At 59.4% G+C, this 21875-nt stretch carries 19 protein-coding genes and 6 pseudogenes; 16 read left to right on the forward strand and 9 right to left on the reverse strand.

The genetic code is table 11. From position 1 onward, the window contains the following. Positions 1 to 71: 71 nt before the first annotated feature. Positions 72 to 1538: a M81 family metallopeptidase gene (locus NKH36_RS13975; protein ID WP_352962715.1), complete on the reverse strand. Its 1467-nt coding sequence runs from the start codon at positions 1536 to 1538 to the stop codon at positions 72 to 74. A 165-nt stretch (positions 1539 to 1703) separates the two neighbouring features. On the opposite strand from NKH36_RS13975, the gene NKH36_RS13980 reads away from it, so the two are divergent. Continuing rightward, positions 1704 to 2387, forward strand: a complete 684-nt coding sequence (locus tag NKH36_RS13980) for a GntR family transcriptional regulator (protein WP_502912038.1) — start codon at positions 1704 to 1706, stop codon at positions 2385 to 2387. 30 nt (positions 2388 to 2417) lie between these two features. Here the strand turns inward: NKH36_RS13980 and NKH36_RS13985 are convergent, their stop codons facing one another. After that, positions 2418 to 3683, reverse strand: coding sequence for an aminotransferase class V-fold PLP-dependent enzyme (locus NKH36_RS13985; protein ID WP_352962721.1), 1266 nt, complete (start codon positions 3681 to 3683; stop codon positions 2418 to 2420). A 727-nt stretch (positions 3684 to 4410) separates the two neighbouring features. On the opposite strand from NKH36_RS13985, the gene NKH36_RS13990 reads away from it, so the two are divergent. From NKH36_RS13990 to istA, 11 genes and pseudogenes are all read left to right on the forward strand, one after another. After that, entirely contained in the window at positions 4411 to 6075 is a 1665-nt protein-coding gene (locus NKH36_RS13990) for a carboxylesterase/lipase family protein (protein WP_352962724.1), read from the forward strand. 337 nt (positions 6076 to 6412) lie between these two features. After that, complete coding sequence (locus NKH36_RS13995; protein ID WP_352962727.1) at positions 6413 to 8011, forward strand: ABC transporter substrate-binding protein; 1599 nt, start codon at positions 6413 to 6415, stop codon at positions 8009 to 8011. Next, positions 8011 to 8952, forward strand: a complete 942-nt coding sequence (locus tag NKH36_RS14000) for an ABC transporter permease (protein ID WP_352962730.1) — start codon at positions 8011 to 8013, stop codon at positions 8950 to 8952. The genes NKH36_RS13995 and NKH36_RS14000 overlap by 1 nt, the downstream gene beginning before the upstream one ends. Position 8953: 1 nt before the next feature. Next, positions 8954 to 9835: an ABC transporter permease gene (locus NKH36_RS14005; RefSeq protein WP_352962733.1), complete on the forward strand. Its 882-nt coding sequence runs from the start codon at positions 8954 to 8956 to the stop codon at positions 9833 to 9835. A gap of 7 nt (positions 9836 to 9842) precedes the next feature. Continuing rightward, positions 9843 to 10844: an ABC transporter ATP-binding protein gene (locus NKH36_RS14010; protein ID WP_502912040.1), complete on the forward strand. Its 1002-nt coding sequence runs from the start codon at positions 9843 to 9845 to the stop codon at positions 10842 to 10844. After that, positions 10841 to 11905 carry an ABC transporter ATP-binding protein gene (locus NKH36_RS14015; protein ID WP_352962739.1) on the forward strand — a complete coding sequence of 355 codons (1065 nt, stop codon included), beginning with the start codon at positions 10841 to 10843 and terminating at the stop codon, positions 11903 to 11905. Before NKH36_RS14010 ends, NKH36_RS14015 begins: the two co-directional genes overlap by 4 nt. Before the next feature lie 645 nt (positions 11906 to 12550). Continuing rightward, positions 12551 to 13249, forward strand: coding sequence for an antitoxin Xre/MbcA/ParS-like domain-containing protein (locus tag NKH36_RS14020; protein WP_352962742.1), 699 nt, complete (start codon positions 12551 to 12553; stop codon positions 13247 to 13249). 391 nt (positions 13250 to 13640) lie between these two features. After that, positions 13641 to 14635 (forward strand): annotated as a pseudogene (locus tag NKH36_RS14025) (porin); the annotation flags it as partial. Continuing rightward, positions 14618 to 15377, forward strand: a pseudogene (locus NKH36_RS14030) (IS110 family RNA-guided transposase); the annotation flags it as partial. The pseudogenes NKH36_RS14025 and NKH36_RS14030, both read left to right, overlap by 18 nt. Positions 15378 to 15841: 464 nt before the next feature. Continuing rightward, complete coding sequence (locus tag NKH36_RS14035) at positions 15842 to 16093, forward strand: hypothetical protein (RefSeq protein WP_352962880.1); 252 nt, start codon at positions 15842 to 15844, stop codon at positions 16091 to 16093. 134 nt (positions 16094 to 16227) lie between these two features. After that, positions 16228 to 17037: an IS21 family transposase gene (istA, locus tag NKH36_RS14040; protein WP_352962745.1), complete on the forward strand. Its 810-nt coding sequence runs from the start codon at positions 16228 to 16230 to the stop codon at positions 17035 to 17037. A gap of 119 nt (positions 17038 to 17156) precedes the next feature. On the opposite strand, the gene NKH36_RS14045 is transcribed toward istA, so the two are convergent. Next, positions 17157 to 17489, reverse strand: a complete 333-nt coding sequence (locus tag NKH36_RS14045) for a hypothetical protein (RefSeq protein ID WP_352962883.1) — start codon at positions 17487 to 17489, stop codon at positions 17157 to 17159. Positions 17490 to 17653: 164 nt separating this feature from the next. Between NKH36_RS14045 and NKH36_RS14050 the strand changes: the two genes are divergently transcribed. After that, positions 17654 to 17803: a hypothetical protein gene (locus NKH36_RS14050; RefSeq protein WP_352962887.1), complete on the forward strand. Its 150-nt coding sequence runs from the start codon at positions 17654 to 17656 to the stop codon at positions 17801 to 17803. Positions 17804 to 18015: 212 nt separating this feature from the next. Here the strand turns inward: NKH36_RS14050 and NKH36_RS14055 are convergent. The 3 genes and pseudogenes from NKH36_RS14055 to NKH36_RS14065 form a co-directional block, all read right to left on the reverse strand. Further along, positions 18016 to 18162, reverse strand: a pseudogene (locus tag NKH36_RS14055) (recombinase zinc ribbon domain-containing protein); the annotation flags it as partial. A 9-nt stretch (positions 18163 to 18171) separates the two neighbouring features. After that, a complete protein-coding gene (locus tag NKH36_RS14060) occupies positions 18172 to 18669 on the reverse strand; it encodes a recombinase family protein (RefSeq protein WP_352962748.1) in 498 nt (165 codons plus the stop codon). A gap of 23 nt (positions 18670 to 18692) precedes the next feature. Further along, positions 18693 to 18947 carry a recombinase family protein gene (locus NKH36_RS14065; RefSeq protein WP_352962867.1) on the reverse strand — a complete coding sequence of 85 codons (255 nt, stop codon included), beginning with the start codon at positions 18945 to 18947 and terminating at the stop codon, positions 18693 to 18695. A gap of 32 nt (positions 18948 to 18979) precedes the next feature. Between NKH36_RS14065 and NKH36_RS14070 the strand changes: the two genes are divergently transcribed. Continuing rightward, positions 18980 to 19126, forward strand: a complete 147-nt coding sequence (locus tag NKH36_RS14070; RefSeq protein ID WP_352962751.1) for a hypothetical protein — start codon at positions 18980 to 18982, stop codon at positions 19124 to 19126. Between the two features lie 2 nt (positions 19127 to 19128). Here NKH36_RS14070 and NKH36_RS14075 read toward each other — a convergent pair whose 3' ends face one another. The 3 genes and pseudogenes from NKH36_RS14075 to NKH36_RS14085 form a co-directional block, all read right to left on the reverse strand. Then, complete coding sequence (locus NKH36_RS14075; RefSeq protein WP_352962754.1) at positions 19129 to 19590, reverse strand: helix-turn-helix domain-containing protein; 462 nt, start codon at positions 19588 to 19590, stop codon at positions 19129 to 19131. A gap of 15 nt (positions 19591 to 19605) precedes the next feature. Further along, positions 19606 to 19755 (reverse strand): hypothetical protein, encoded by a 150-nt coding sequence (locus NKH36_RS14080; RefSeq protein ID WP_352962756.1) that lies wholly within the window; start codon positions 19753 to 19755, stop codon positions 19606 to 19608. A gap of 255 nt (positions 19756 to 20010) precedes the next feature. Then, positions 20011 to 20228, reverse strand: a pseudogene (locus NKH36_RS14085) (DUF5372 family protein). A 95-nt stretch (positions 20229 to 20323) separates the two neighbouring features. Between NKH36_RS14085 and NKH36_RS14090 the strand changes: the two are divergent. Together NKH36_RS14090 and NKH36_RS14095 are read left to right on the forward strand one after the other, a co-directional pair. Next, a pseudogene (locus NKH36_RS14090) lies at positions 20324 to 21104 on the forward strand (Mu transposase domain-containing protein); the annotation flags it as partial. Positions 21105 to 21228: 124 nt separating this feature from the next. Beyond that, positions 21229 to 21666 (forward strand): annotated as a pseudogene (locus tag NKH36_RS14095) (ATP-binding protein); the annotation flags it as partial. Positions 21667 to 21875 lie beyond the last annotated feature (209 nt).

Genomic DNA, 21875 nt, shown 5'->3' on the forward strand with positions numbered 1-21875 from the left:
CCGAGGAGGGGCTTGTAGGCGGCGCATGCGGTGAGCGAGTTGAACATTGCTCCCGATGTCGTCGGGCGCTGTTATTGGAAATCATCTAGGGGCCAGATTGGCCGTCGGACCCGTTCATACGGAATGGAAGCATAGTTTGCGGTGCAGCTTTTGCCGCTGTCGACGAAAACCAAGGCCTGGGAGAGGGGTTCAAGGTCTGCGCGGAAATGGTTCATTCCCTTACAAACCACCAGTTTCTCGCTTTCAAAATGCACGCCGAACAACTTAAACTGCTCTCGTTCCTCGGTCTGAGTTGCTAAAGAAGTCAACGCTACCTTGATCCCCTGAATCAAGACGAGACAGCTTGCCCCCAAGTTTCCGATAGTATTGCGAAAATACGCACCCCTGCGCAAATAGTCGCCTGGCGTCAGCGCCTTAACATGGCCGGTCACCTTTAGGTCACGATCGCACCCCAGCGTGAGCGTAACCTCCCTATTGAGACCGGCTGAGAAACACGATTCGACAGCCTCAGGTGCCCATAAGCTGAAGAAGAAGGCGTCACGGGTGCCTCGTTCAAGCATGGCCTTGAGAATCGAGACATCGTCGCCTGCCGCACCGCCTCCCGGATTATCCGCGTAATCCACCACAACGACAGGCCGTTCGCAGCGCGCGAGGCTTTCCGCGATCTGCAATCCTTCGCCGACAGAGTGAAACGTCACGGTGCGTTCGGCGCGCGTTCTCCACATCTCCCGCGCCAATGCATTGCTTTCCTTGTGGTAATCATCCGTGGCCCTACAGCACGTGATTGCCGCGCTGGGCCCGATGTCGGCAACGTCCCCGTACGAGAACCCGGCTTGGACACTGATATGTCGGACGGCCGGATTTTCCACGGTCAAGCGCTCGGCAAGAGCCAGAATCCGCGGCATTGGACCGTCGTTGCTGGTTGTTCTAGCGCTATCAAGGCCGGCCAGCAGAGGGGGCTTTACCAACTTCACCTGCGTTATGCTCCCCCCCTCAATCATTTCACTTAGCAACTGACACGCGAGCTGTGTGGTTTGGACCTGATCCACGTGTGGCGTCGTCTTGTATGCGACAATGGCGTTCGCCATATCGGCCATACGGTGGGAAACGTTCGCATGGGGATCCAAGGTCAGGACAACAGGCACATCCCATCCGACCAGCTTCCGGACACGCCACAGGATCTCCCCTTCACAGTCCTGAATCCTCTCCGAGACCATGGAGCCGTGCAGCATCAGCAGGATACCATCGACCGAGCACGGTTCACGAAGCGGCTCAAGCAGGATGTTAGCCAGTTCCTCGAAAGTTGACTCCGTCAGCGCACCGCTCGGTCCGGCATTTGCATGGAGCGGCGTCACAAGCTCCCAGTTCTTGCTCTGGGCAGTTTCGAGCAGCGCTCCCCAGTCTGTGTCGGTGCCACGGAAGCGGTGAGCGATGTCTTCTCCGAACATGAGCGCGCCGTGCCGGAACCGCTGCAGAGTTGTAAGGTGCGGATTGAACGTGTTGGTCTCTTGCTGCCAAAACGCCGCCATCACACGCATTGCTGTTTCCTATTGCCCGTCGCGGATCCCGAAACTATGCGTTCGAACATGTGATGTCAATCGACAATAACTGATATACCAAATTGGCCAGACAAACTCACGACTTTTCTGTTGGCGGCGCACGGTTTAGAAGAGAACACAAGGACGAAGCAAAGGATGAATTTCTTGAAATCACCAACCTCAGATATGTTGCGAGATCAGGTGTATGAGCGGCTGGGCGAACTGATCCGGAGCGGCCAGTTCGCCCCGGGCGAAAAGATCACGATCAGGAATCTGGCCAGGGACTTCGAGATGAGCCCCACGCCAGTTCGCGAGGTCCTCTATCGGCTTATATCCGAGGGTGTGCTGCAGGGGGAGGCAAACCGGTCCGCGCTGATTCCGTTGCTGACCCGTGAACAAATTTGCGAACTGCGCGATATCCGGCTCCACGTCGAATGCTTCGCCGCGGAGCGGGCGGCGCAAAGAGGGACGCCCGAGTTCGCCGTCAGACTGCGCGCAATATCCACCAAGCTTAAGAAGGCGCGGGCCGAGCGCGATCGGCGGGCTGACTTGATCCTTGTGTATAGGTTTCAGTTCGAACTCTATGGCGAGTGCCGAATGCCGAACCTTCTCAAGATCATCAATTCCCTTTGGCTCAAGTCTGGACCGTACCTGAACCTCTTGTTTCCCCACTATGTCTCTTCGATATCCACGGCCCGAGGAGACTGGAGGGAGAGGATCGCCATCGGAGTGGAGAACCAGGATGCTGCAATGGTTGCGGAGGAGATAAGACAGGACATCGACCAGTCGCTGACTTACATCGCTGATATTATTGATGCTGCCGCCATCTTGAGGCCGCTTCGGGGGTAAGACCCACGACGAGGTTGCTTACTCGCGGGTTTAGCCTGAGCCGTAGTTTCCGATAAGGGAATGGTCGAAGCTCTTTTCGCCCACATTCAGCTGTTCGACGATCTCTTGTAGGTCTGATAAGTACTCATCTATGACCTCGGCGAAAGCTAGGCTCAGAATTCCCAAGTTGATGGCAGGGGGATGCCGAGAAGGAGCTACGGTATACCAGCCCCTTGCTGACAAGCCCGCCGCAATGTCGGAGACATCAAGCGCTTTTGAGCCGTAACTCATAACAGTAAGTTCAGGCTTACCGCATATGAACAATCCGTCGATGCCGTGGATGCCCTCGATGAGTCGATCGCGCGTCTGCCAAATCCGCTCGGAAATCCTGCAGTATCCTTCATTGCCAAGGAAACGCATTACGGCCCAAGCTGCCGCGATGTTTGCGCCTGAACGTGTTCCTGCGAAAGTCGAGGTCACATAACGTCCGCGGGACCAGTTGTCGAAGTCGAAAACCTGATATTTCCGATTGGCGACGTCCGAGAGGGCGACGATCGAGGCCCCTTTCGGCGCAAACCCGTATTTGTGCAAGTCCGCGGAAATTGACCGCACCCCCTTTACCCGGAAATCCCATAGAGGGATGGCGTGTCCGTTCTGCTCCGCAAAGGGTGATAGGAATCCGCCCACACAAGCGTCGGTGTGAAACCAGATATTCCGCGACATGGCGATGGAGGCCAATTCCTCGATCTGGTCGAACACGCCTATCGTGAATTGCGGTGCCGAACCGGCTATCAATATGGTCCGATCGTCAAGCGCAGCCACGAATGCGCCCATGTCGACTTTGAAGTCATCGCGGGGCGCAATCCGCTCGACGTCAATGCTCAGGTACTTGGCCGCCTTGTCGAAGGCGGGGTGTGCGCTGTGAGAGATTACCATCTTGGGTCTTGTCACTTCGGGGCGGTTGCTTCTCGCCCACTCCCTCGCCGTCTTCATTGCAATGAAGATGCTTTCTGTTCCGCCGGACGTGATGCTGGCGGTTCCGCCATCGGCATGCATCAGCGACAGTGACCAGTCTGCGACTTCCCTCTCGAAGTGCTTGATCGAAGGAAACGCATCGCCGCCCAGCGCATTGGTGGCATGGAACATCTCAAGAGCTTGCTTGCCAATGCGATCGACCTCGTCGTCGGCGAAATGCACGTAGAAGCCCGGCAAGCGACCTCCCCGCCAGTCCACGTCACCTCGCCGCGCGTTTTCCATAGCCTCCAAAATGGCTGACTCTTCGAGCCCTTGAGCGGGGAGCCGCTGGTCGTAACGCATTCTACTCTTCTCCTGTGTGATCTTTCAGTATCCTAATGATATGCCATTTTCAACCATAATATATCACATCCCAAATCGCCGCGTGGGTGGGGAACGCTTTGCCTGGTGCGGGCTTAGTAGGCACGCCAGGGCCTTTGCCGCAACACCTCCGGCGAGGGGACCTTCCTCCGGTGTTCGCGGGCCGTTCGGCCCGGGTTCGCTCATCGAATCAAGCGCTGCCCAGGTCCTGTTGACATGCAGGAGTGTTAACGATAGTATGCCAGATGCTAAATAACGAGATCACATTCATGGCGACCCGCGCGCTGGTGGGAGATTTTGAGTTGCTTGAGGGTACCGTAAGCATAGGCGTTGACGCTCGTGCAGTACGGCTTGTGTGGCCTCGCGGTATTGCAGAACCAGGACGTGGTGTTGGCAATCGGCGGCGGCGCTTATGAAAGGGTGATCCGCGAATACTGGCTCGACCCACTTGAGGAAGCCACCGGCATCAAAGTCGTCGGGGTACCGGTCAGTAGTGGCGCCGATTCGCGTGCTCGAGTGCAGGCAATGGTCGACTTGGGATGTCTTCTACGAAGGGGAAATAGAGGCCGAAACGCCGGACCAAGCCATTCTGCGCGGTTCCAAGATCGTACCGACTTGTTACCCGGTGCTTGCAAGGCAGCAAGGGTGCTCTTCGGCCGCGGCGCGACTTTGATCACTTATAACAAAACAGAATATGGGAAGAACCACGGTGAAAAACAACGATCTCACTTCGCTCTGTGCATCTCATTCGCGGGCGAACGCAAAAGATGCGGTTGTCAATACGCCTCTGGGGACTGTCGTAGGGGAAGAGATGGAAGTCGAAGGCAATCGCCTTTCGGTGTTTCGCGGAATACCTTATGCGGTTCCCCCCGTGGGAGAGCGGCGCTGGAAGCCGGCAGAAGTTTGGTCCCTCCCGTGGAAGGGCGTACGCGGGGCGAAGGTTTTTTCGCCAATCGGCATGCAGCCTCTCTCGGGGGCCGGTCCTTATTATGATCGGCTGCGTGCCCTGCAAATGAGTGAAGACTGTCTGTATCTGAATGTATGGACGCCGGCGGACCTTTCGGGGGATGATCTGGGGTCGCTGCCGGTTATGGTCTGGATGCACGGCGGCAGTCTCGTCAACGGCGCTGCGTCCGACCCGCGATTTGACGGCGCCGAATTGGCCCGTAAGGGAGTTGTTGTCGTTAGCATCAATTACAGGTTGGGCGTTTTTGGTTACTTTGCTCATCCAGAACTGACGGCGGAATCGCCTCACCATGCATCGGGAAATTACGGCGTCACCGATCAGATAGCGGCGCTCCAATGGGTTCAAAAGAATATCCCCGCCTTTGGCGGCGATCCGGGCAATGTTACGGTCTTTGGTCAATCGGCTGGAGCCTACAGCGCCATTTATCTTGCGGCATCCCCCCTTGCAAAGGGGCTCTTCCATAAAGCTATTGTTCAAAGTGGATATTTGAAATTCCTGCAACCGCTGAAGCGCGCGGGATACGGTATGCCCGCAGCTGAAGAGTCAGGCGTCAAATTCGCTCGCTCTGTCGGTGCTGGCACGCTTAGAGAACTGCGCGCCATGCCGGCGGGTAAGATCATGGAGGTGGTGAACCAAGCCGAGGTAGCAGACTCCAGCGGCTATAGTACGATCCCCAATCTGGTTCTCGATGGGTGGGTGTTTCCAGCTCAGCTTTATGAGATTTACGAGCGCGGCGAACAGAATGATGTGCCATTCATCATCGGTTTAACTAGCAATGAAGGTCATCAGATGACCGAAACCACTGACTGGAAAGCTCATCTTCCCAGCGATGCGCAAGATTATGCAAAGATGGCCCGCGCGCGTTACGGTGATTTGGCCGATGAGTATCTGTCGCTCTACCCGGCCGGCGATCCGACTACGATTGACGATCCTGCCTGGATCGCGCCATATAGGGACGCCTTTTGTACGTGGTCTCATCAGAAGGTGGTGCGCGAAAGCCGTCATGTCTCGTCAAATGTTTATCTCTATTACTTCGACCAGCGATCTCCCTGGCAAGGACGGGGAGGCGCTGCCCACAGCACCGACCTTCCGTATGTGTTTAATAACTGGCTCGGCATTCATCCCACTCAGGCTGACGTCCGTTTAGGGGACATTATTCGAAATTACTGGGTCTCCTTTGCAAAAACGGGCGCGCCGGAGTTTGCAGGAGGACCTCAATGGCGACCCCATAAGGACAAGGATCGCGCGTACATGGCCTTTCGAGACGGAAAAGCCGTGCCGGGAAAGAACCTTCTTCCTGGCGCCTTTGAATTCTGGGAACGGATCTTCGATGAGCGCCGCAAATCCGGCGACTTGCCGTGGACCTTCATCTCGATCGGTGTCCATGCGCCAGAGAAGCGCCAGTGATCGGGGCCGGTTTTTGCCGATCTCGACGTGGCTGCGCATGACGATCAGTGCGTTCAAGCGGTGAACCCCGGTTCATGATTTTGCGCAGGGAGTTCTCGACGCTTTCCCGAGTGCAGGTCCGACCGGTGGGATTGACATTCAGTCCCAGGCCTCCAGTTGGCGCCAGTATTCACGGCAACGACGATTGCCCCGAACACGGGCCTGGAATTCACGTGTCGGCTTGCTAGCGCCCCCGCGGTACGGCATGCCAATTATTGATCTGACTTCGCCATCCGGCGGGTTCATGACAACAACTGTAGAAGCAGGCGGCATTAAATAAAGAAAGGGGACTTTGAACATGACAATCACCCGACGCAGCTTGATCAAGGCAGGCATGGCCGCCGGAACGGCGTTATCAATGCCGTCAATCCTTCGGGCGCAGACATCATCAGATGACGCCCGGACGGTCCGGATGGTGATGGCAGACCTCACGGTCTACGATCCGCTTCTATCCACGGCTGACATCACAAGCATGCATGGCATTACGATTTACGATACGCTGTTCGCGCTTGACTCCAAGCTTATGCCGCAGCCGCAAATGGTGGCGAATTGGAAGGTTTCCGAGGACAAGAAGACCTATACTTTCGAGCTACGGGATGGCCTGGGCTTTCATGATGGCACCCCCGTCACGGCAGCGGACTGTGTGGCCTCGCTCCGCCGCTGGGGCCAGGCGAAGGCTGGTGGAAAACTGATGATGGCCAGGGCCAAGGATATCTCGAAAAAGGATGACAAGACCTTCACGATCGCGCTCAAGGAGCCGCTGGCGATTCTAGTTGATACGCTGGCGGAGGGGGGGCTACCTATCATGCGGGAGAAAGATGCAGATCGTCCCGCCACCGAGCAGGTGACCTCGAATATCGGATCCGGGCCGTTCAAGTTCAATGAGGCGCTAGCCAAGCCTGGCGCGAGCTTCACCTACGACCGCAATGAAAATTATGTACCCCGCAAGGAGGCGCCCGACGGATTCGCCGGCGGGAAGGTCGTCAAGGTGGATCGAGCAGTCTGGCAAGTTATTTCCGATCAACAAACTGCCTTAGCAGCCTTGCAGGCAGGGGAGACTGATTTCGTCTGGTCACCACCCGCCGATCTTTACCCGGTGATTGATAGCGATCCCAATCTTGAACTGCACGTTCTATCGAAGCAGGGCACTACAAATTGCTTGCGGATGAATTTCTTACAGCCGCCATTCGACAATGTGAAGGCGCGCCAGGCGATGCTTCACCTGATTGACCAGGAGGCCTTTTTGCGCGTCATGTATCCCGACCCAAGATTCACCCAAACCGTGACTTCAATATTTGGAAACAGTCCCCTCTATTCCAATGACGAGAACACGGGATGGTACAAGAAAGGCGGTGACCCGGAAAGAGCCAAACAGCTTTTCCAGGAAGCCGGATATGCGGGCGAGAAGCTTCTTATATTCCAAACGACGGACTGGCCGGAGGCGAGCAATGCCTCGCAGCTTCTGGCGGACACGCTGCGCAAGATCGGGGTCAATGCTGAGCTCGCGCCGATGTCCTTTGGTGAGTTTACCACGCGCCGACAGAACAAGGGCCCCGTCGAGAATGGTGGCTGGAACATCTTCATCTCTGACTACGCTGGATCCAACCCAATGAGCACTCCCTTCTTGCTCGCAAATGGCGAACAAGCGTGGTGGGGCTGGCCAAAAAACGACGAATACGAAGCGCTCCGCGCCAAATGGGTAGATGTCGACACGCTGGAAGCGCGCCAGGCGCTGGCCCGTAAAATGCAAGGGATATGGTGGGATTTCGTCGGCGGCGTTCTGCTCGGGCGCGTTGTCCTACCAACAGCGCACCGAAAGGCGCTTACCGGCCTTCTCGAGGTGGTCTCCGGCGGGACGGAATTCCCGATGTGGAACATGCAGAAAGCCTCCGCCTGATGACCGGTTACATTCTGCGCAGAATGTTCTCGACCATCGCTGTCATGGCGATGGTCGGGATCTTCGTCTTCCTGATCCTCAGGCTGGCGCCGGGCGATCCGGCGGCGATGATCGCCGGCAAGTCGGCAACGGCTGAAATGATCGCCGGCATCCGCGAAAAGCTGGGTCTGAACGATCCGGTGCCAGTTCAGTTCATACGGTGGGTTTGGGACATGCTCGGCGGCGATTTCGGAACCTCGATTTTCACGGGACGACCGGTTCTGAAGCTGATCTCGCAGCGGCTTGAACCTACCCTTTCCCTGTCAATCCTCACGATGATGCTTTCGGTGACGGTCGGGGTCTCTTTCGGCATCCTTGCCGCGTGGCGAACCGGGGGTCTCGTTGACCGCCTCCTCGCGGCCTTTTCGGCACTTGGCTATTCCGTCCCGGTCTTTGTCATCGGCTATTTTCTCATATACTTGTTTGCTATCAGGATGCACTGGCTGCCAGTCCAGGGATATGTGCCGATCAATGGTGGTCTCTGGCCTTGGTTCGTGCACCTGATCCTTCCCACCGTGGCTCTAAGTGTTGGCTACATTGCGTTCATCGCGCGGGTCACGCGGGCGAGTATACTTGAGGTGCTGTCGGAAGACTATATGCGAACGGCCGCTGCCAAGGGCGCTTCGTCTTATGCCATGCTTTTCCACCATGCGTTGAAAAATGCCGGCGTGCCGATCCTGACCGTCATAGGCATAAGCTTCGCCTATATGATCGGCGGGGTCGTCCTCACGGAAACGGTGTTCAACTTACCCGGGATCGGGCGTCTGGTCGTCGATGCGATAAACAACCGCGACTATCCCATCATTCAGAGCGTGCTCATCCTGACGTCAGGTCTGTATGTCCTTATCAATCTCACGGTCGATCTGGCGTATACGCTGATCGATCCCCGCATCCGGTACTGATATGACCCTCCTCTCCGCACCAGTTGAAGCTGTGCCGATGGGTCGTTTGCAGCTATCCGATCTTCCGCGTCTCGCAAGGCGGCACCCGCTGGTCCTGGTCGGCGGCGGCCTGTTGGCGCTCCTGATCATCCTGGCGGTCGCCGCCCCGCTTTACGCCGGTGATCCAGTGAACATGGATCCGTTCAAGCGCCTCCAGCCGTCTTCCCCCGAGATGTGGTTCGGAACCGATAATCTCGGCCGTGACGTGTTTGCCAGAACGATCTTCGGCGCCCGCATCTCCCTTATGGTTGGATTGCTGTCAGCGGCATGCGCGGCTCTTGCCGGGCTTCTGATCGGTGTTATCGCAGGTTTTAGCCGCGGCTTCGACAACATCATCATGCGGGTCATGGATGGCCTGATGTCGCTACCGACGATTCTGTTGGCCATTGCGCTCATCTCCCTGACAGGACCCGGAATCGGCATCCTCATCGTCGCCATCGCAATCCCCGAGACGCCGGCGGTCGCGCGGCTGGTTCGTTCAGTGGTTCTGAGTGTTCGCGAGCGTCCCTATGTGGAGGCCGCGCTCTGCGGCGGCGCGCGCCTGCCCAAGGTATTGTGGCGGCATATCCTGCCGAGCACCATTCCGCCGCTCATGGTCCAGGCCGCCACTGTCTGCGCCAGCGCGATCCTGACGGAGGCGGGGCTGAGCTTCCTCGGCGTGGGCGTGCCGCCCGAGATTCCGAGCTGGGGCAACATGATCGCCAGTTCGCGCCTATATCTCGCCATCGCCCCATTGACGATCTTCGCGCCCGGTATCTGCCTTGCCGTCACAGTCCTTGCCGTCAACCTACTCGGCGATGGCCTGCGCGACATGTTCGATCCCCGCTCAAAGCGGAGACGCTGACATGCTGATGCGAGAATCTGAAGAGGATGATGTGCTTCTCGACGTTCGCGACCTTGAGACGCACTTTTACGGCGAAGAAAGCGTCACCCGCGCCCTAGGCGGCGTCAGTTTCCAGGTGAAGAAAGGCGAAACGCTCGGCGTCGTCGGCGAATCCGGATGCGGGAAGAGCGTCACCGCTCTCTCCATTCTTCGCCTGCTGCCGAAGTTGACCGCCAGGACTGTCGGTGGCGAGGTCCGCTTCCACGGGCGCGACCTGCTTGAGCTGTCCGATCGGGAGATGCGCAAGATCCGCGGTGACCAGATCGCCATGATCTTTCAGGAGCCGATGACGAGCCTGAATCCGGTCTATACGGTCGGCCACCAGATCGCCGAAGCGGTGCAGATCCACACGAAAGCGTCCCGTTCCGTTGCCATGGCAAAGGCCGAGGAAATGCTCCGTCTCGTCCGCATCGCGGACCCCGAGCGCCGCGTCAGCAACTATCCGCACGAAATGTCGGGCGGCATGCGCCAGCGCGCCATGATCGCCATGGCTCTTGCCTGCTCACCGGAACTGTTGATTGCCGATGAGCCGACGACTGCGCTCGATGTCACAATCCAGGCGCAGATCCTGCGGCTGATTGTCGACCTGAAAGAGCGCACGGGAACGGCCGTCATGTTCATCACACATGATCTGGGCGTTGTAGCCGAGACATGCCAACGCGTGATCGTCATGTACGCTGGCCGGATCGTAGAACAAGCAAACGTCATAGATCTGTTTGCGCGTCCTGCGCATCCCTACACCCAAGGCCTCATGCGATCGGTGCCTGATCCGCGGCGAGGCCGTCAGCGCCGCCTTCCGGAAATTCCCGGCATTGTCCCAAGTCTTCGCGAGCCCATCGTGGGCTGCAGCTTTGCGCCACGGTGCCCGTTCGTTATCGATATTTGTCGCGAGAAGATGCCCGCCCTGCGTGATGTCGGGTCGAGCCACGCCGCAGCTTGCTGGCGCGCCGAAGAGGTGATGGGCGCATGAGTGGTCCTTTGCTGAAAGTCGAGAATCTGACCAAGCACTATCCGCTTGGCTCGGGAATCTTCAAGAAAAGCATTCCGGTGATCCGGGCGGTGGAGGATGTGTCTTTTTCCGTCGAGGCGGGCGAGACGCTTTGCATCGTCGGCGAATCCGGCTGTGGCAAGTCCACCGTGGCGCGCCTCTTGATGCGGCTCGTGCCGCCGACTAGCGGGCGCGTAATGATCGACGGGGCCGACATTGCGGGCCTCAAAAAGGACGCGCTCCACGCCTGGCGCCGTCGGATGCAGATGGTCTTTCAGGATCCTTACTCGTCGCTAAATCCGCGCCTCACGGCCGGGCAAATTATCACCGAACCCGTAGAGAATTTTGAGCGCCTCAGCCGGAAGCAGCGTCAGGCACTCGCCGCGGACCTGCTCCGAAAGGTCGGAATGTCGCCGGACATGATGCACAGGCTCCCGTCCGAATTGTCGGGCGGTCAGCGCCAGCGGCTCGGCATTGCACGGGCCCTGTCGCTCAACCCCTCTCTCATCATCGCCGACGAAGCGGTGTCAGCCCTTGATGTTTCAGTGCAGGCACAGATCTTGAACCTGCTTCTGGATCTCCAGCAACAGATGGGCATCGCTTTCGTCTTCATCTCGCATGACCTCAGCGTCGTGGAGCATATCGGGCATCGCGTTGCGGTCATGTATTTGGGGCGGATCGTGGAACTGGCCCCGTGTGAGGCACTTTTCGCCAAACCGGTCCATCCCTACACCGAGGCGCTGATCGCGGCGGCACCGGTGCCGGATCCCACAGGGGTTCGGCTGGAGGCACCCGTTGAGGGCGAGGTCCCAAGCCCGATCAACCCCCCCAGCGGGTGCGCGTTTCATCCACGTTGCCCGCTCGCGGTCGAGCGTTGCCGCATCGATGTGCCGCCCTTGGTGCCGACGGCAGACGGGCGAGTCGTCGCCTGTCATGTACGCGCACCACTAGAGCGCCCCGGCTTTCGCGGCATGAGTTCGAACGGATCTAGAAAAGCTGGCAATACTGCTTTGTCGATGATCCAATCACGGGAGGGAACATGAACACCCGGCATTCCGCTTGCGATCCCGCCGCGCCATCTCCAACAATGGCCTTGGCGCAGTTAGTATCAGAAGCTAGCTTTGACGTCGTGCCGGACTCGGTCGTAGATGCGACAAAGTTGCTCATCCTGGACAATGTCGGGTGCGCAATCGTCCGCCTCGCCTCAACGCGATCGAACCAATCAAAGCGCACCTGCCGGACTACGGCAGCATATCGCCGCAATCAGCAGAGACGGCCAGATAAAATGGCAGGCAACGGCTACGGCAAACGCTCGTCGGTCGAGACAGCAATTGGGGCGACCCGCGCTACCGGTTACATAATCAAACACCGCCGCAAATAACTATTTCTGGATTTTCGCTGATCTGTTTTCCATGCGATCCATAGATAGCCTGGCAGTGATCCAGTTAACCTGCCCAACAGATCGCTTTCGGGTGGTGTGGTGTGAGGTGATAGGCAACAGCCGTTGCAGGTACTATCCAACCCCAGCGCTCGCCGTTGGCGAATTCGGCACGGATCGAGCGCGCGTTCAATACCCGATCGGCACGTCTTAGAATGGGCCGTGAGCCAGTCGTTAGCCGGTCAATGGAATTGTCGAGCTTGATCACGCAGGGAATCAAGCGGACTCTTACGCGGCAGGGGAGCCACACATGACAAAATCATTTGATTTTGGAAATGAGCCTCGCCAGGACGACGAGCTTTCAAGCTTCGTTGCACAGGAGGTCAAGCGCGTTCTGGCTCAGCATGAGGGGGTTATGAACGAAAGGAGTTCAATCTCATCGCACATGGGGACTGGCAATATCGCTGCCGCCGAATTACTTTGCAACGCCCGACAAACCATTCATGACGATTTGACTGCCCTGGCCTCTGAATTTGTTCGCAGGCTCGCAGCCGAAGCAGTGCGTCGCTCCAACGGAAGCGCCGGTGAGGCGGCTCCGCTCAGGGTTCGAACCGAGGGCGCGCGCGCGGGCGCAATCCTAAAAGCGCGAGATCAGCAAAGCGATTGCCTGCGCATTGAAGACTGGGCGGGCGCAGTTGCAGGGCCCACCTATCTGGAAGAACACTTCGGCATACCGCGATCGACATTGCATTGGTGGCAACGGCACAATGATGTAATTGCGTTGCGGAAAGGCGCGCGCAAGCACGTATTCCCGTTGGCTCAGTTCATCGACGGCAGGCCTGCGCCGGGGATACGACAAGTGCTCTCCTTGATCGCCAATCCCAGACCGGCGTGGCTTTGGCTGACCTCCCCTTCACCTCGGCTTGATGGCCAAATTCCCATAGAGATGCTCCGACAAGATCTGGCTGCAGAAGTCATCTGGGCAGCACGAGACTTTTCCTCGACATGAAGCCCAGCTGACGAAACCAACTGCAAATCCGTACACCGGCAGTCGGTTGGTCGTTGTGAGCCTGTGAAAGGCCCTATTGAGGGTCGCACGCTCCACTACGCACTGTTTACGCAATTTACAATATCGTGCGAACTGTCCACTTGTGTTATATGTATAGTTCAGCTATTTGTGCAGTATATATTCTATTTTTGTGACATAATCGCAATGTTGTTTTATATATCTCCGCTTCCCGCACCATTATCTTGCATTATTCAATATCGCGGATAGCGTCAAACTGCGGGGAAAGAAGCGCGACGCGCATCTTTTTTCGATCACGGGAATGGAGAGGGACGCTGTCTTTCAGCAAAGAAGCTGCCCTGGCCCTTTTTTAATCCTTTGAGTGGAGATCCAAATGAACATCAAGAGCCTTCTTCTCGGCTCAGCTGCGGCCATGGTCGTAGTTTCCGGTGCTCGCGCCGCCGATGCGGTGACGATCGCCGAGCCGGAACCAGCCGAATACGTCAGGATCTGCGACGTATATGGCGCCGGATACTTTTACATTCCTGGCGCTGAAACATGCCTGCGCATCGGCGGCTACGTCCGGTATACCATCGGCATGGGCGACGTCGGCTCGTTCGACGGGGCGAGAACCGCGGACGTTCGGACCGGGAGCGGACCAGGGCACATGGAAAAAGAGTTCTCGTTTCGATTTGAAAACCTGGACCGGGCAGGAAACTGAGCTCGGTAGGTTGAAGACTTATACCGAGACCCGTTTCAACTTCGGCAATCGCAACGCCTATTCGGGCCCCGACAGTCCTCAGAACTCTGCCGACAACCGAGCCCTCACACTGAATTTCGCGTGGATTCAGCTCGGTGGCCTGCGGGTTGGTAAGGACGAGTCGGCTTTCGATACGTTCATCGGCTATGCTGGCGACGTCTTCAATGACACGATCGTTCCGTACGGCGGCTTCGACACCAATGTCGTCCAGTACTATTTCGACGCGGCAACGGTTTCTCGGCCGTGGTCTCGCTCGAAGAAGGCTCTGGTACTGTCGGCACGATCGACAGCTATGTTCCGCACGTCGTCGGCGCCGTGAAGTACACGCAAGGCTGGGGCGCGGTCGCGGGCGTTGTCGCTTACGACAGCAACTATGAATCCGTTGCCGGCAAGATCCGCGTCGACTTCAACGTCACAACCGAACTGTCGCTATTTGGCATGTTCGGCTACGGCTCTAATGGCAACCTCAACGATGACTCCGCGAACGTCATCGACGCCAACGGTCGCGGCTTCTACAGCAGTGGGGCGGCAACTGGGCTTTCTGGGCCGGCGGCACCTACAAGTTCAACGAGAAGACCGCGTTCAACATTCAGGTCTCAGGTGATGAGCTCAAGAACTACGCCCGCGCCTTGGCGCAGATCATGCGCACCGGCTGGTACCGACAGGTGCATGTGAAGAGTCAGCAGTGTCGGCTCTGGCGGTCCCTCCTCGTCGCACGACGCACGGTCCTCAATGAAATGCGGACGATCGAGAACGTAGTCAGGTCGATTCTGCGGGAGGCCGGCATCAAGCTTGGCACGCCAAGCCGTGCAGCCTTCGCCGATCGCGTGCGCGAACTGATTGGCGCAGATACGGTCGTCATGGCGCTTGCCGAGCCGCTTCTGGCGATCGTGGCCACCATGCTGCGCGAGTTCGGGCGACTGACAAGGCAGGTCCTCATTATCGCCCGCCAGGAGCAAGTCTGCCGGGGACTGATGAGCGTTCCAGGTGTGGGACCCATCACCGCGCTCGCCTTTCGTGCCACGATCGATCAGCCGGACCGCTTTCGTCGCTCGAGGGATGTCGGCGCGTATCTGGGTCTGACCCCGGCACGTTACCAATCTGGTGAGACGGACATTCAGGGCAAGGTCAGCCGATGCGGTGACGAATTCGCCCGCACGGCTCTCTATGAGGCAGCTCATTCGCTGCTCGCGCTCAGCAAGAAATGGTCGAGCCTCAGAGCAGGGGGCATGAACGTCGCCAAACGCGGCGCGGTATGGGGCGCGAGCCCGAGTTGCTGTTGCCCGCAAGCTCGCTGTCATTCTGCATCGCATGTGGAGTGATGCGTCCGAGTTCCGCTTCGGTGAGGAAGCCGGTCCGGCATTGGCATGAAATAGACAAACGGACAAACGAAGAGGAAAAACGGTGGTTCGCCCGAAAGGGTGATCCGGATCGTTCCCGTGAGGCCGATGGGCAAGGCGATCTCGTTGGCAGGCTATAGATCCTGGGACAGACAATCCCAAGGTCGCTCAACAGATTGAGACGCCTTGCTGTCCTGACCCCATCATGCGGCGGCCCAGCGCCGACCGCGAGGAGAAGCGAGTGACTCGCGGGGCGACATGGTCCGGAAAAAAGAAGCAGGAGAAGCTTGACCTCACCAACCCCATCAGAGAAGCCTGCTAGACTCGCCGCCCAGCCCGGCATTGGGTAAGCGGGATACCCAAAAAGGGCTCATCGGCGGCTCCTTCCTAGACCACATGTTCGCCTGAGGTAGGGCGACCCGTCTCACATTATGCAGGTTACCGATGGTTCCGCTGGATATCCCGGCGCCGAGCCTCATGCATAGGAGACGGGCCATGGACGAGCATATCACCTACGTCGGTTTGGACGTTCCCAAAGAGACGATTTTGGTCGCTCTGGCAGTTGGAGGCAGGCGCGGAGAGGTTCGCGAACACGTACTGTCGGAACAGACCCTCCGCATAGAGGATGGCGGCGAACTCGGGACCGATCCCTTTGATCTCAAAAAGCATCGTGGCTGGTGGCGCTGGCTTGTCCGCCGCCTTCTCGGTGCAAATTCCGAGGGATGTCGCCCCCCGATTCCGAAATGATCTCGCCCCCTCGTTCCGAGAATTAACCGCCCCCTGATTCCGAAATGATGCCGCCCCCTTGGAGGGGTGCATGGGGCGTCGTGCTCTGCTGGTGAAATGTTCCTTCTTTTGGGTTGTCCAGGAGAAGGAATGAAATGCCTGCGGAGAGATTGGCGATGCGGCGCGTCCGCGAGATTTTGAGATATCGATTTGAAGAGGGCCTTGGCCACAAGGCGATCTCGTACAGGGTCGGGGCTGCGCCCTCGACTGTGCGCGAAACGCTTCGCCGGGCGGAGGCTGCCGAACTGGCCTGGCCTTTAGGGGACGAGATCACCGACGCGGTCCTGGAGGCTGCGCTCTACAAGGCAAACGGGACGAAGACAGGGCACCGTCGCAGTGTGGAGCCGGACTGGGCTTGCGTGCATCGCGAGCTGAAGCGCAAGCATGTGACGCTGCAGATCCTGTGGGACGAATACATCGCTCGCGACCCCGATGGTTACCGCTATAGCCGCTTTTGTGACCTATACAGAGGCTGGGGGATCCAACCTGCTAGTAACGAAGCGGCAGAACCATGTCGCCGGCGACAAGCTCTTCGCGATTATGCCGGCGATACGGTGACGGTGATCGTCGACCGGCTGAGGGGCAAGACGCGCCAGGCGCATCGGTTCGTGGCCGTGTTGGGCGCTTCGAGCCTATCATATGCGGAAACGCGCTGGAGTGAGACACTTCCGGACTGGCTGGGTTGTCACGTCAATGCACTGGAAGCGTTCGGCGGCGCGCCGGCTCTGTTGGTTCCCGACAATGCCAAGGTCGCCATCATCAAGGCCTGCCGCTACGACCCGCAGGTAAACCGCACCTATGCCGGCATGGCCGAGCATTATGGCAGTTCGGTGCTGCCGACCCGCCTGCGGCGACCACGCGACAAGGCAATTGTTTCATCACGCGACAAGGCAATTGTTTCATAATGAGTGCTGTTCGGTTGATGGCACGGTATTGATGCATGGCGGGCGGAACGGCGTTTCGGCCCGGGCGGCCTTTGATGATCTCGAGGTCGTGAGGAATGTCCCACAGACCCCGGTTGAGATTATCGCTGTAGACTTTGGTGATGAGGCCCTGACGCCCCCATTGATGCACGGTGGTCTCGGCGATAGCGAAGTGTTCGGCCACTTCCTGCGTGGTGAGCAGGCCACGATCGCGCAGTCGCTGCCGCCGACTGGGCAGGGTTGTAGGCTGCCCGAATGAAGGCGATCTTCTTGAGATTGAACGGCTTGCCTTCCCAGCTCCGCAGGCCGCGTTCATTGAGGATATCGGCGATCTCGCGATCGCAATGACGGTCGAGCAAGCGGTCGACCTGGGCGACGAGCTCAGGCTTGAACTTGCGGATCTGGGCGATCGGCAAAGGCCGCTCCAGCGTCAAGGTGCGGGTCGCCCCGCCGGATAGTCGCACGTTTGCGGTAATCACTCGGCCTTGACCAGGGTGACGTCGGCGACCAGCAGCCGCAGGATGCGCTTGCGCTCGCGGACGTCGATGCGGGCATCGCTCCAGATCCGCGGGAACTGCTCGGCAAGATCGCGGACGCGTTGCTGCGTCTCGGCATCGAGGGCAGCGGCTTCCTCGGGCGCGCGGCGTTCGTAGTTCTCGACGACGTCGGTGTGAAGCCGCAGCTTCTCGTTCCACTCGGCCTCGAGAGTGTCGACAACGAGCGATTGTCGGGATCGACCTTCATGTAGCGGCGCCGGGCGAGCTCGGCGTCATGACGCTTCCGCTCGATGTGTTGTCGGCGCAACCTGTCCATCTCGGCGGCGCGTGCCTCAAGCTCGCGCTGCACCGCCAGGGTGACCTCAAGGGTCATCGGCGTCATCAGCTCGACAAGCAATGCACCCACCGCCGGGTCGACGACTTTGCCGGGCACGGAATGGCAGACCTTGCCGCCTTGGCGGGTGGCAGTCGGCTGGCAGATATAGGTCGGGACAGGCTGACCACGCTCCTGGCTGTAATGGACGCCCATGCGCCCGCCACACAGGCCGCAGAGAACTCTGCCCTGGAACAAGGCGGATCCTTCGCGAACCGGTCCGGCGTGGCGCTGCATTCCGTAGGCCTACGCATTGTCGGCGAGACGCTGCTGGTTGGCCTTGAAGCGCTCCCAGTCGATATAGCCCGGGTGCATGTCGGGGATCACGAACCGCCACTCGGCCATACCAACCTTGATCTGCGAGACGCCGCCGCCCGGCCGCGGCCGACCACGCGTTCGACCGTAGACGAAGGCGCCGGCATATCTCGGATTATGCAGGACCTGGAGGACGCGGATATGCCGCGGCGGCGCCCGCATCAGCTCGCCTTTGTGCGGTCCCTTGCGTAATCGCCGCGGGAACAGAATACCTTCGTCGAGGAAAAACTTGACGGTTCTGGTTGCGCTGCCCAGGCGCTCGAAGGTCGTGAACACCATGCGAAGCGCGGCCTGCACCTCGGCGCCCGGGTCGAGCGCGATGATGCTGTCGGACAAGTAGACCAGGCCGACGGGCGGCCCTATCTTCAGATCGCCGCGACTTGCCTTGTTGAGTTGGCCGCCGCGCATGCGCGCCTTGAGGAAGTGCAACTCTGCCTCAGACATGGTTCCCTTCAAACCAACAGCAGCCTGTCGTTGAAGCTGGCCGGGTCGTAGATGCCGTCCTCGTCGAGGATGAGGGTGCTGGTCAGGGCGCACAGCTCAAGCAGCCGGTGCCAGTCGGCGGAGTTGCGGGCCAGGCGCGAGACCTCCAGCCCCATGACGACGCCGGCCTTGGCGAGGGCCACTTCGCTGACCAGTTCCTGGAAGCCGTCGCGGGCAACGGCGCTGGATCCCGATTTGCCCAGGTCGCAGTCGATAACGTGGATGCGTTCGGCCGGCCAACCCGCGGAGCCAGCCCATGCCTGACCTCAAAGTCGCCGATCACATGCGGCGCGACGCTTACCTCTACATCCGTCAGTCTAGCTTCGACAGGTCGCCGAGAACGGCGAGAGCACGCAGCGACAGTGTGGGCTGCGCCACCGCGCCATTGCCGCCGGTTGCGTGACATCAAACTGGCAAGGATGAGGGTGAGCTCGCTGGTGGCGAACGCGTCTGCCGACGAAGGGCGATGTACCGGGCAAGGCGGCGTAAGATTGGGTGTTGTCGAATGCGGTCTTGATCCAGGCGACCATGCCCTGACGGCGCAGCGCGAGCAGCCCTGATCCAGTAATCAGCTGGGCGCTGAGCACCGCGGCGCGCAGTTGTTCGTATGTGCCGACGAGGCTGGTCGCGCGGACGGTTAGGGCAGATCGCGTCGTTTTTTTTGGGCGCCACGGCCCGCTCCAGACTTCGCCGGTGCACCCTGACGCCAAAGCGTGTGGCGATCGTGTCGACATATTGTGGCACGGTGAGGTCGGGCCGCGTCGCCCTGAGTTGGTCGATGTAGGCCAGGACCTCGGCAGAGATCTTGTGGCCGCGCTTTGGCCCTCGCTGCTGGGGCAGCAGCCCGGCGAGGCCGTGCTCGGCCAAGGCGCTCTGCGCTTTTTAGAAGGTCGGCCGCGACACCCCGAAGGCGCTGGCGACGCCGCTGATCGGCACGCGATCGGCGCGATGGCGGCGCACCATCTCGTAGCGGATCTGCACAAGATCCCTGGCATCGAAGAAGGGATTGCCAGCGAACAGCGTGTCGCGCACGGCCTCGGGGTGGGGGTTTGAGCGCGCCGTCGCGGGCCAAGGCCTCGGCCTTTGGGTCGCGCCGTCTTGGCTTTGGCTTCGCCATGACCATCGTCCAAACTGATTCGTAAATATAAATACGCCTTACTTGATGAGACGCCAAACAAGGCCGTTCCACCGCACCTGAGGATCAACCCCGCGATTCTGGGCATAACTCCGGTATCCGACCAAGCGATATGCGGCGTAATTTGCCTTACATAAGCGGCGTATTTAACCTTACGCATCGTCCGCCTCCGCCGGCGCAGAGATCCGATCCAGCAGCGTGAGCAGATCCAATAGGTCGGATGTCCGGAAGGCCGCGCGCCCGGCGGCGACGCGCCGGAATGCGTCAGGCTTCTCCATGTCCGTCATTGCGGCGGCAATCGTGGGTAAGCTCCCGTCCGCCGCCCGGTAAATCACCCGGTGCTCGCCCAATGCGGGCTGCGGCTGATCATCTCGAAGCTCTGGCCTTTAAGCGGGTGGAATGGGTGAGTAATGCGGACCGTGAGGCCGGTCGTCCCCGCAGGGGCTGCAGTTGACGGCTTTATCGAAAGCCAAGGTCGAGGCGGCGGTGCGGATTGTCGAGCGCTGGCTTCTTGGTCGCCTGCGCCATCGTGTCTTTTACAGCCTGGCCGAGGTCAACGCGGCGATCGGCGAGTTGCTTGCCGATCTGAACGATCGCCGGGTGCTGCGTCGTGTCAATCGTACGCGACGGCAATTGTTCGAAGAGATCGACCGGCCCGTGTGCTCAAGCCGCTGCCGGTTGAGCGCTACGTCTTTGCTGAATGGCGCATTCGGCGCGCCGGCCTCGACTACCATGTCGAGATCGATCGGCACTATTACTCGGTGCCATACCGCTTTGCGCGGGAGCAGATGGAGGCGCACATCACGGCGACCACCATCGAGCTGTTCCGCAAGGGCGAGAGGATCGCCGCCCATCTGCGCTCCAGCGGCAATGGACGGCACACGACGGTGTCGGATCACATGCCTTATCGCACCGCCGCTTTGCCGACTGGACGATCGAGAGGATCACCCGGGAAGCTTCCGCGATCGGCCCCGATGCGGCCTTGCTGTGCCAGAAGATACTGGCGGATCGGCCGCATCCCGAACAAGGCTTCCGCGCCTGTCTTGGCGTCATCCGGCTCGTCAAGGGCTTCGGCCGCGAGCGCGTCAACGCCGCCTGCGGCGGGGCGCTGGAGATCAACGCCCGGACTTATGGCTCAGTCCGCTCAATCATCGACAATCACCTCGACCGGGCATCGTCGCGCCAGGCGACGGCTCGCGAGCCCATCGACCACCCCAATATCCGCGGTTCCCGCTATTACCACTGAAGGAGAATGACATGCTTGCACATCCCACTCTCGACCGGCTCAACGCCATGGGCCTGACCGGAATGGCCAAAGCGTTCAATGAACTGGCCGCCAGTGTCGAGGCCGAACAGCTATCGCATGGCGAATGCTGGCGCTGTTGCTCGACCGGGAATGGAGCTGGCCCTACGATCGCAAGCTCGGCGCCCGCCTGCGCTTTGCCAAGCTGCGCCATCAGGCCGCCCCCGAGGATGTGGACTATCGTGGCGATCGCGGCCTCGATCGAGCCTTGTTCCTCAAGCTCATCGCGGGCGACTGGATCGATGCCCACGACAATCTGGCCATCTGCGGCCCATCAGGGGTCGGCAAGAGTTGGCTGGCCTGCGCACTCCGGCATAAGGCCTGCCGGGACGATCTGTATCAGCGTGTCCCACGCCTGTTCGCCAACCTGGCGCTCGCCAGAGGCGATGGTCGCTACGCACGCCTGCAACGCACGCTCGCCCGTGTCCAATCGCTGATCCTTAATGATTGGGGCCTTGAACCACTCGACGATCAGGCCGGGCACGATCTCCTCGAATCCTCGAGGATCGCTACGGCCGCCGCTCCCCATCACACCAGCCAACTGCCCGTGTCAGCATGGCGTCATCGGAAATCCGACTTATGCCGACGCCATCCTGGATCGCCTCGTTCACAACGCTCATCCCATCGATCTGACGGGCGAAAGCCTGCGGCGAAAGCAGCCGCAAAAAGCTTGACACATGACGCATACGAAATGACAACAATCAGCGCCAGCAG

Origin of the sequence: Mesorhizobium sp. M1312 (genome assembly GCF_040318115.1) — a bacterium.
Taxonomy (GTDB): domain Bacteria; phylum Pseudomonadota; class Alphaproteobacteria; order Rhizobiales; family Rhizobiaceae; genus Mesorhizobium.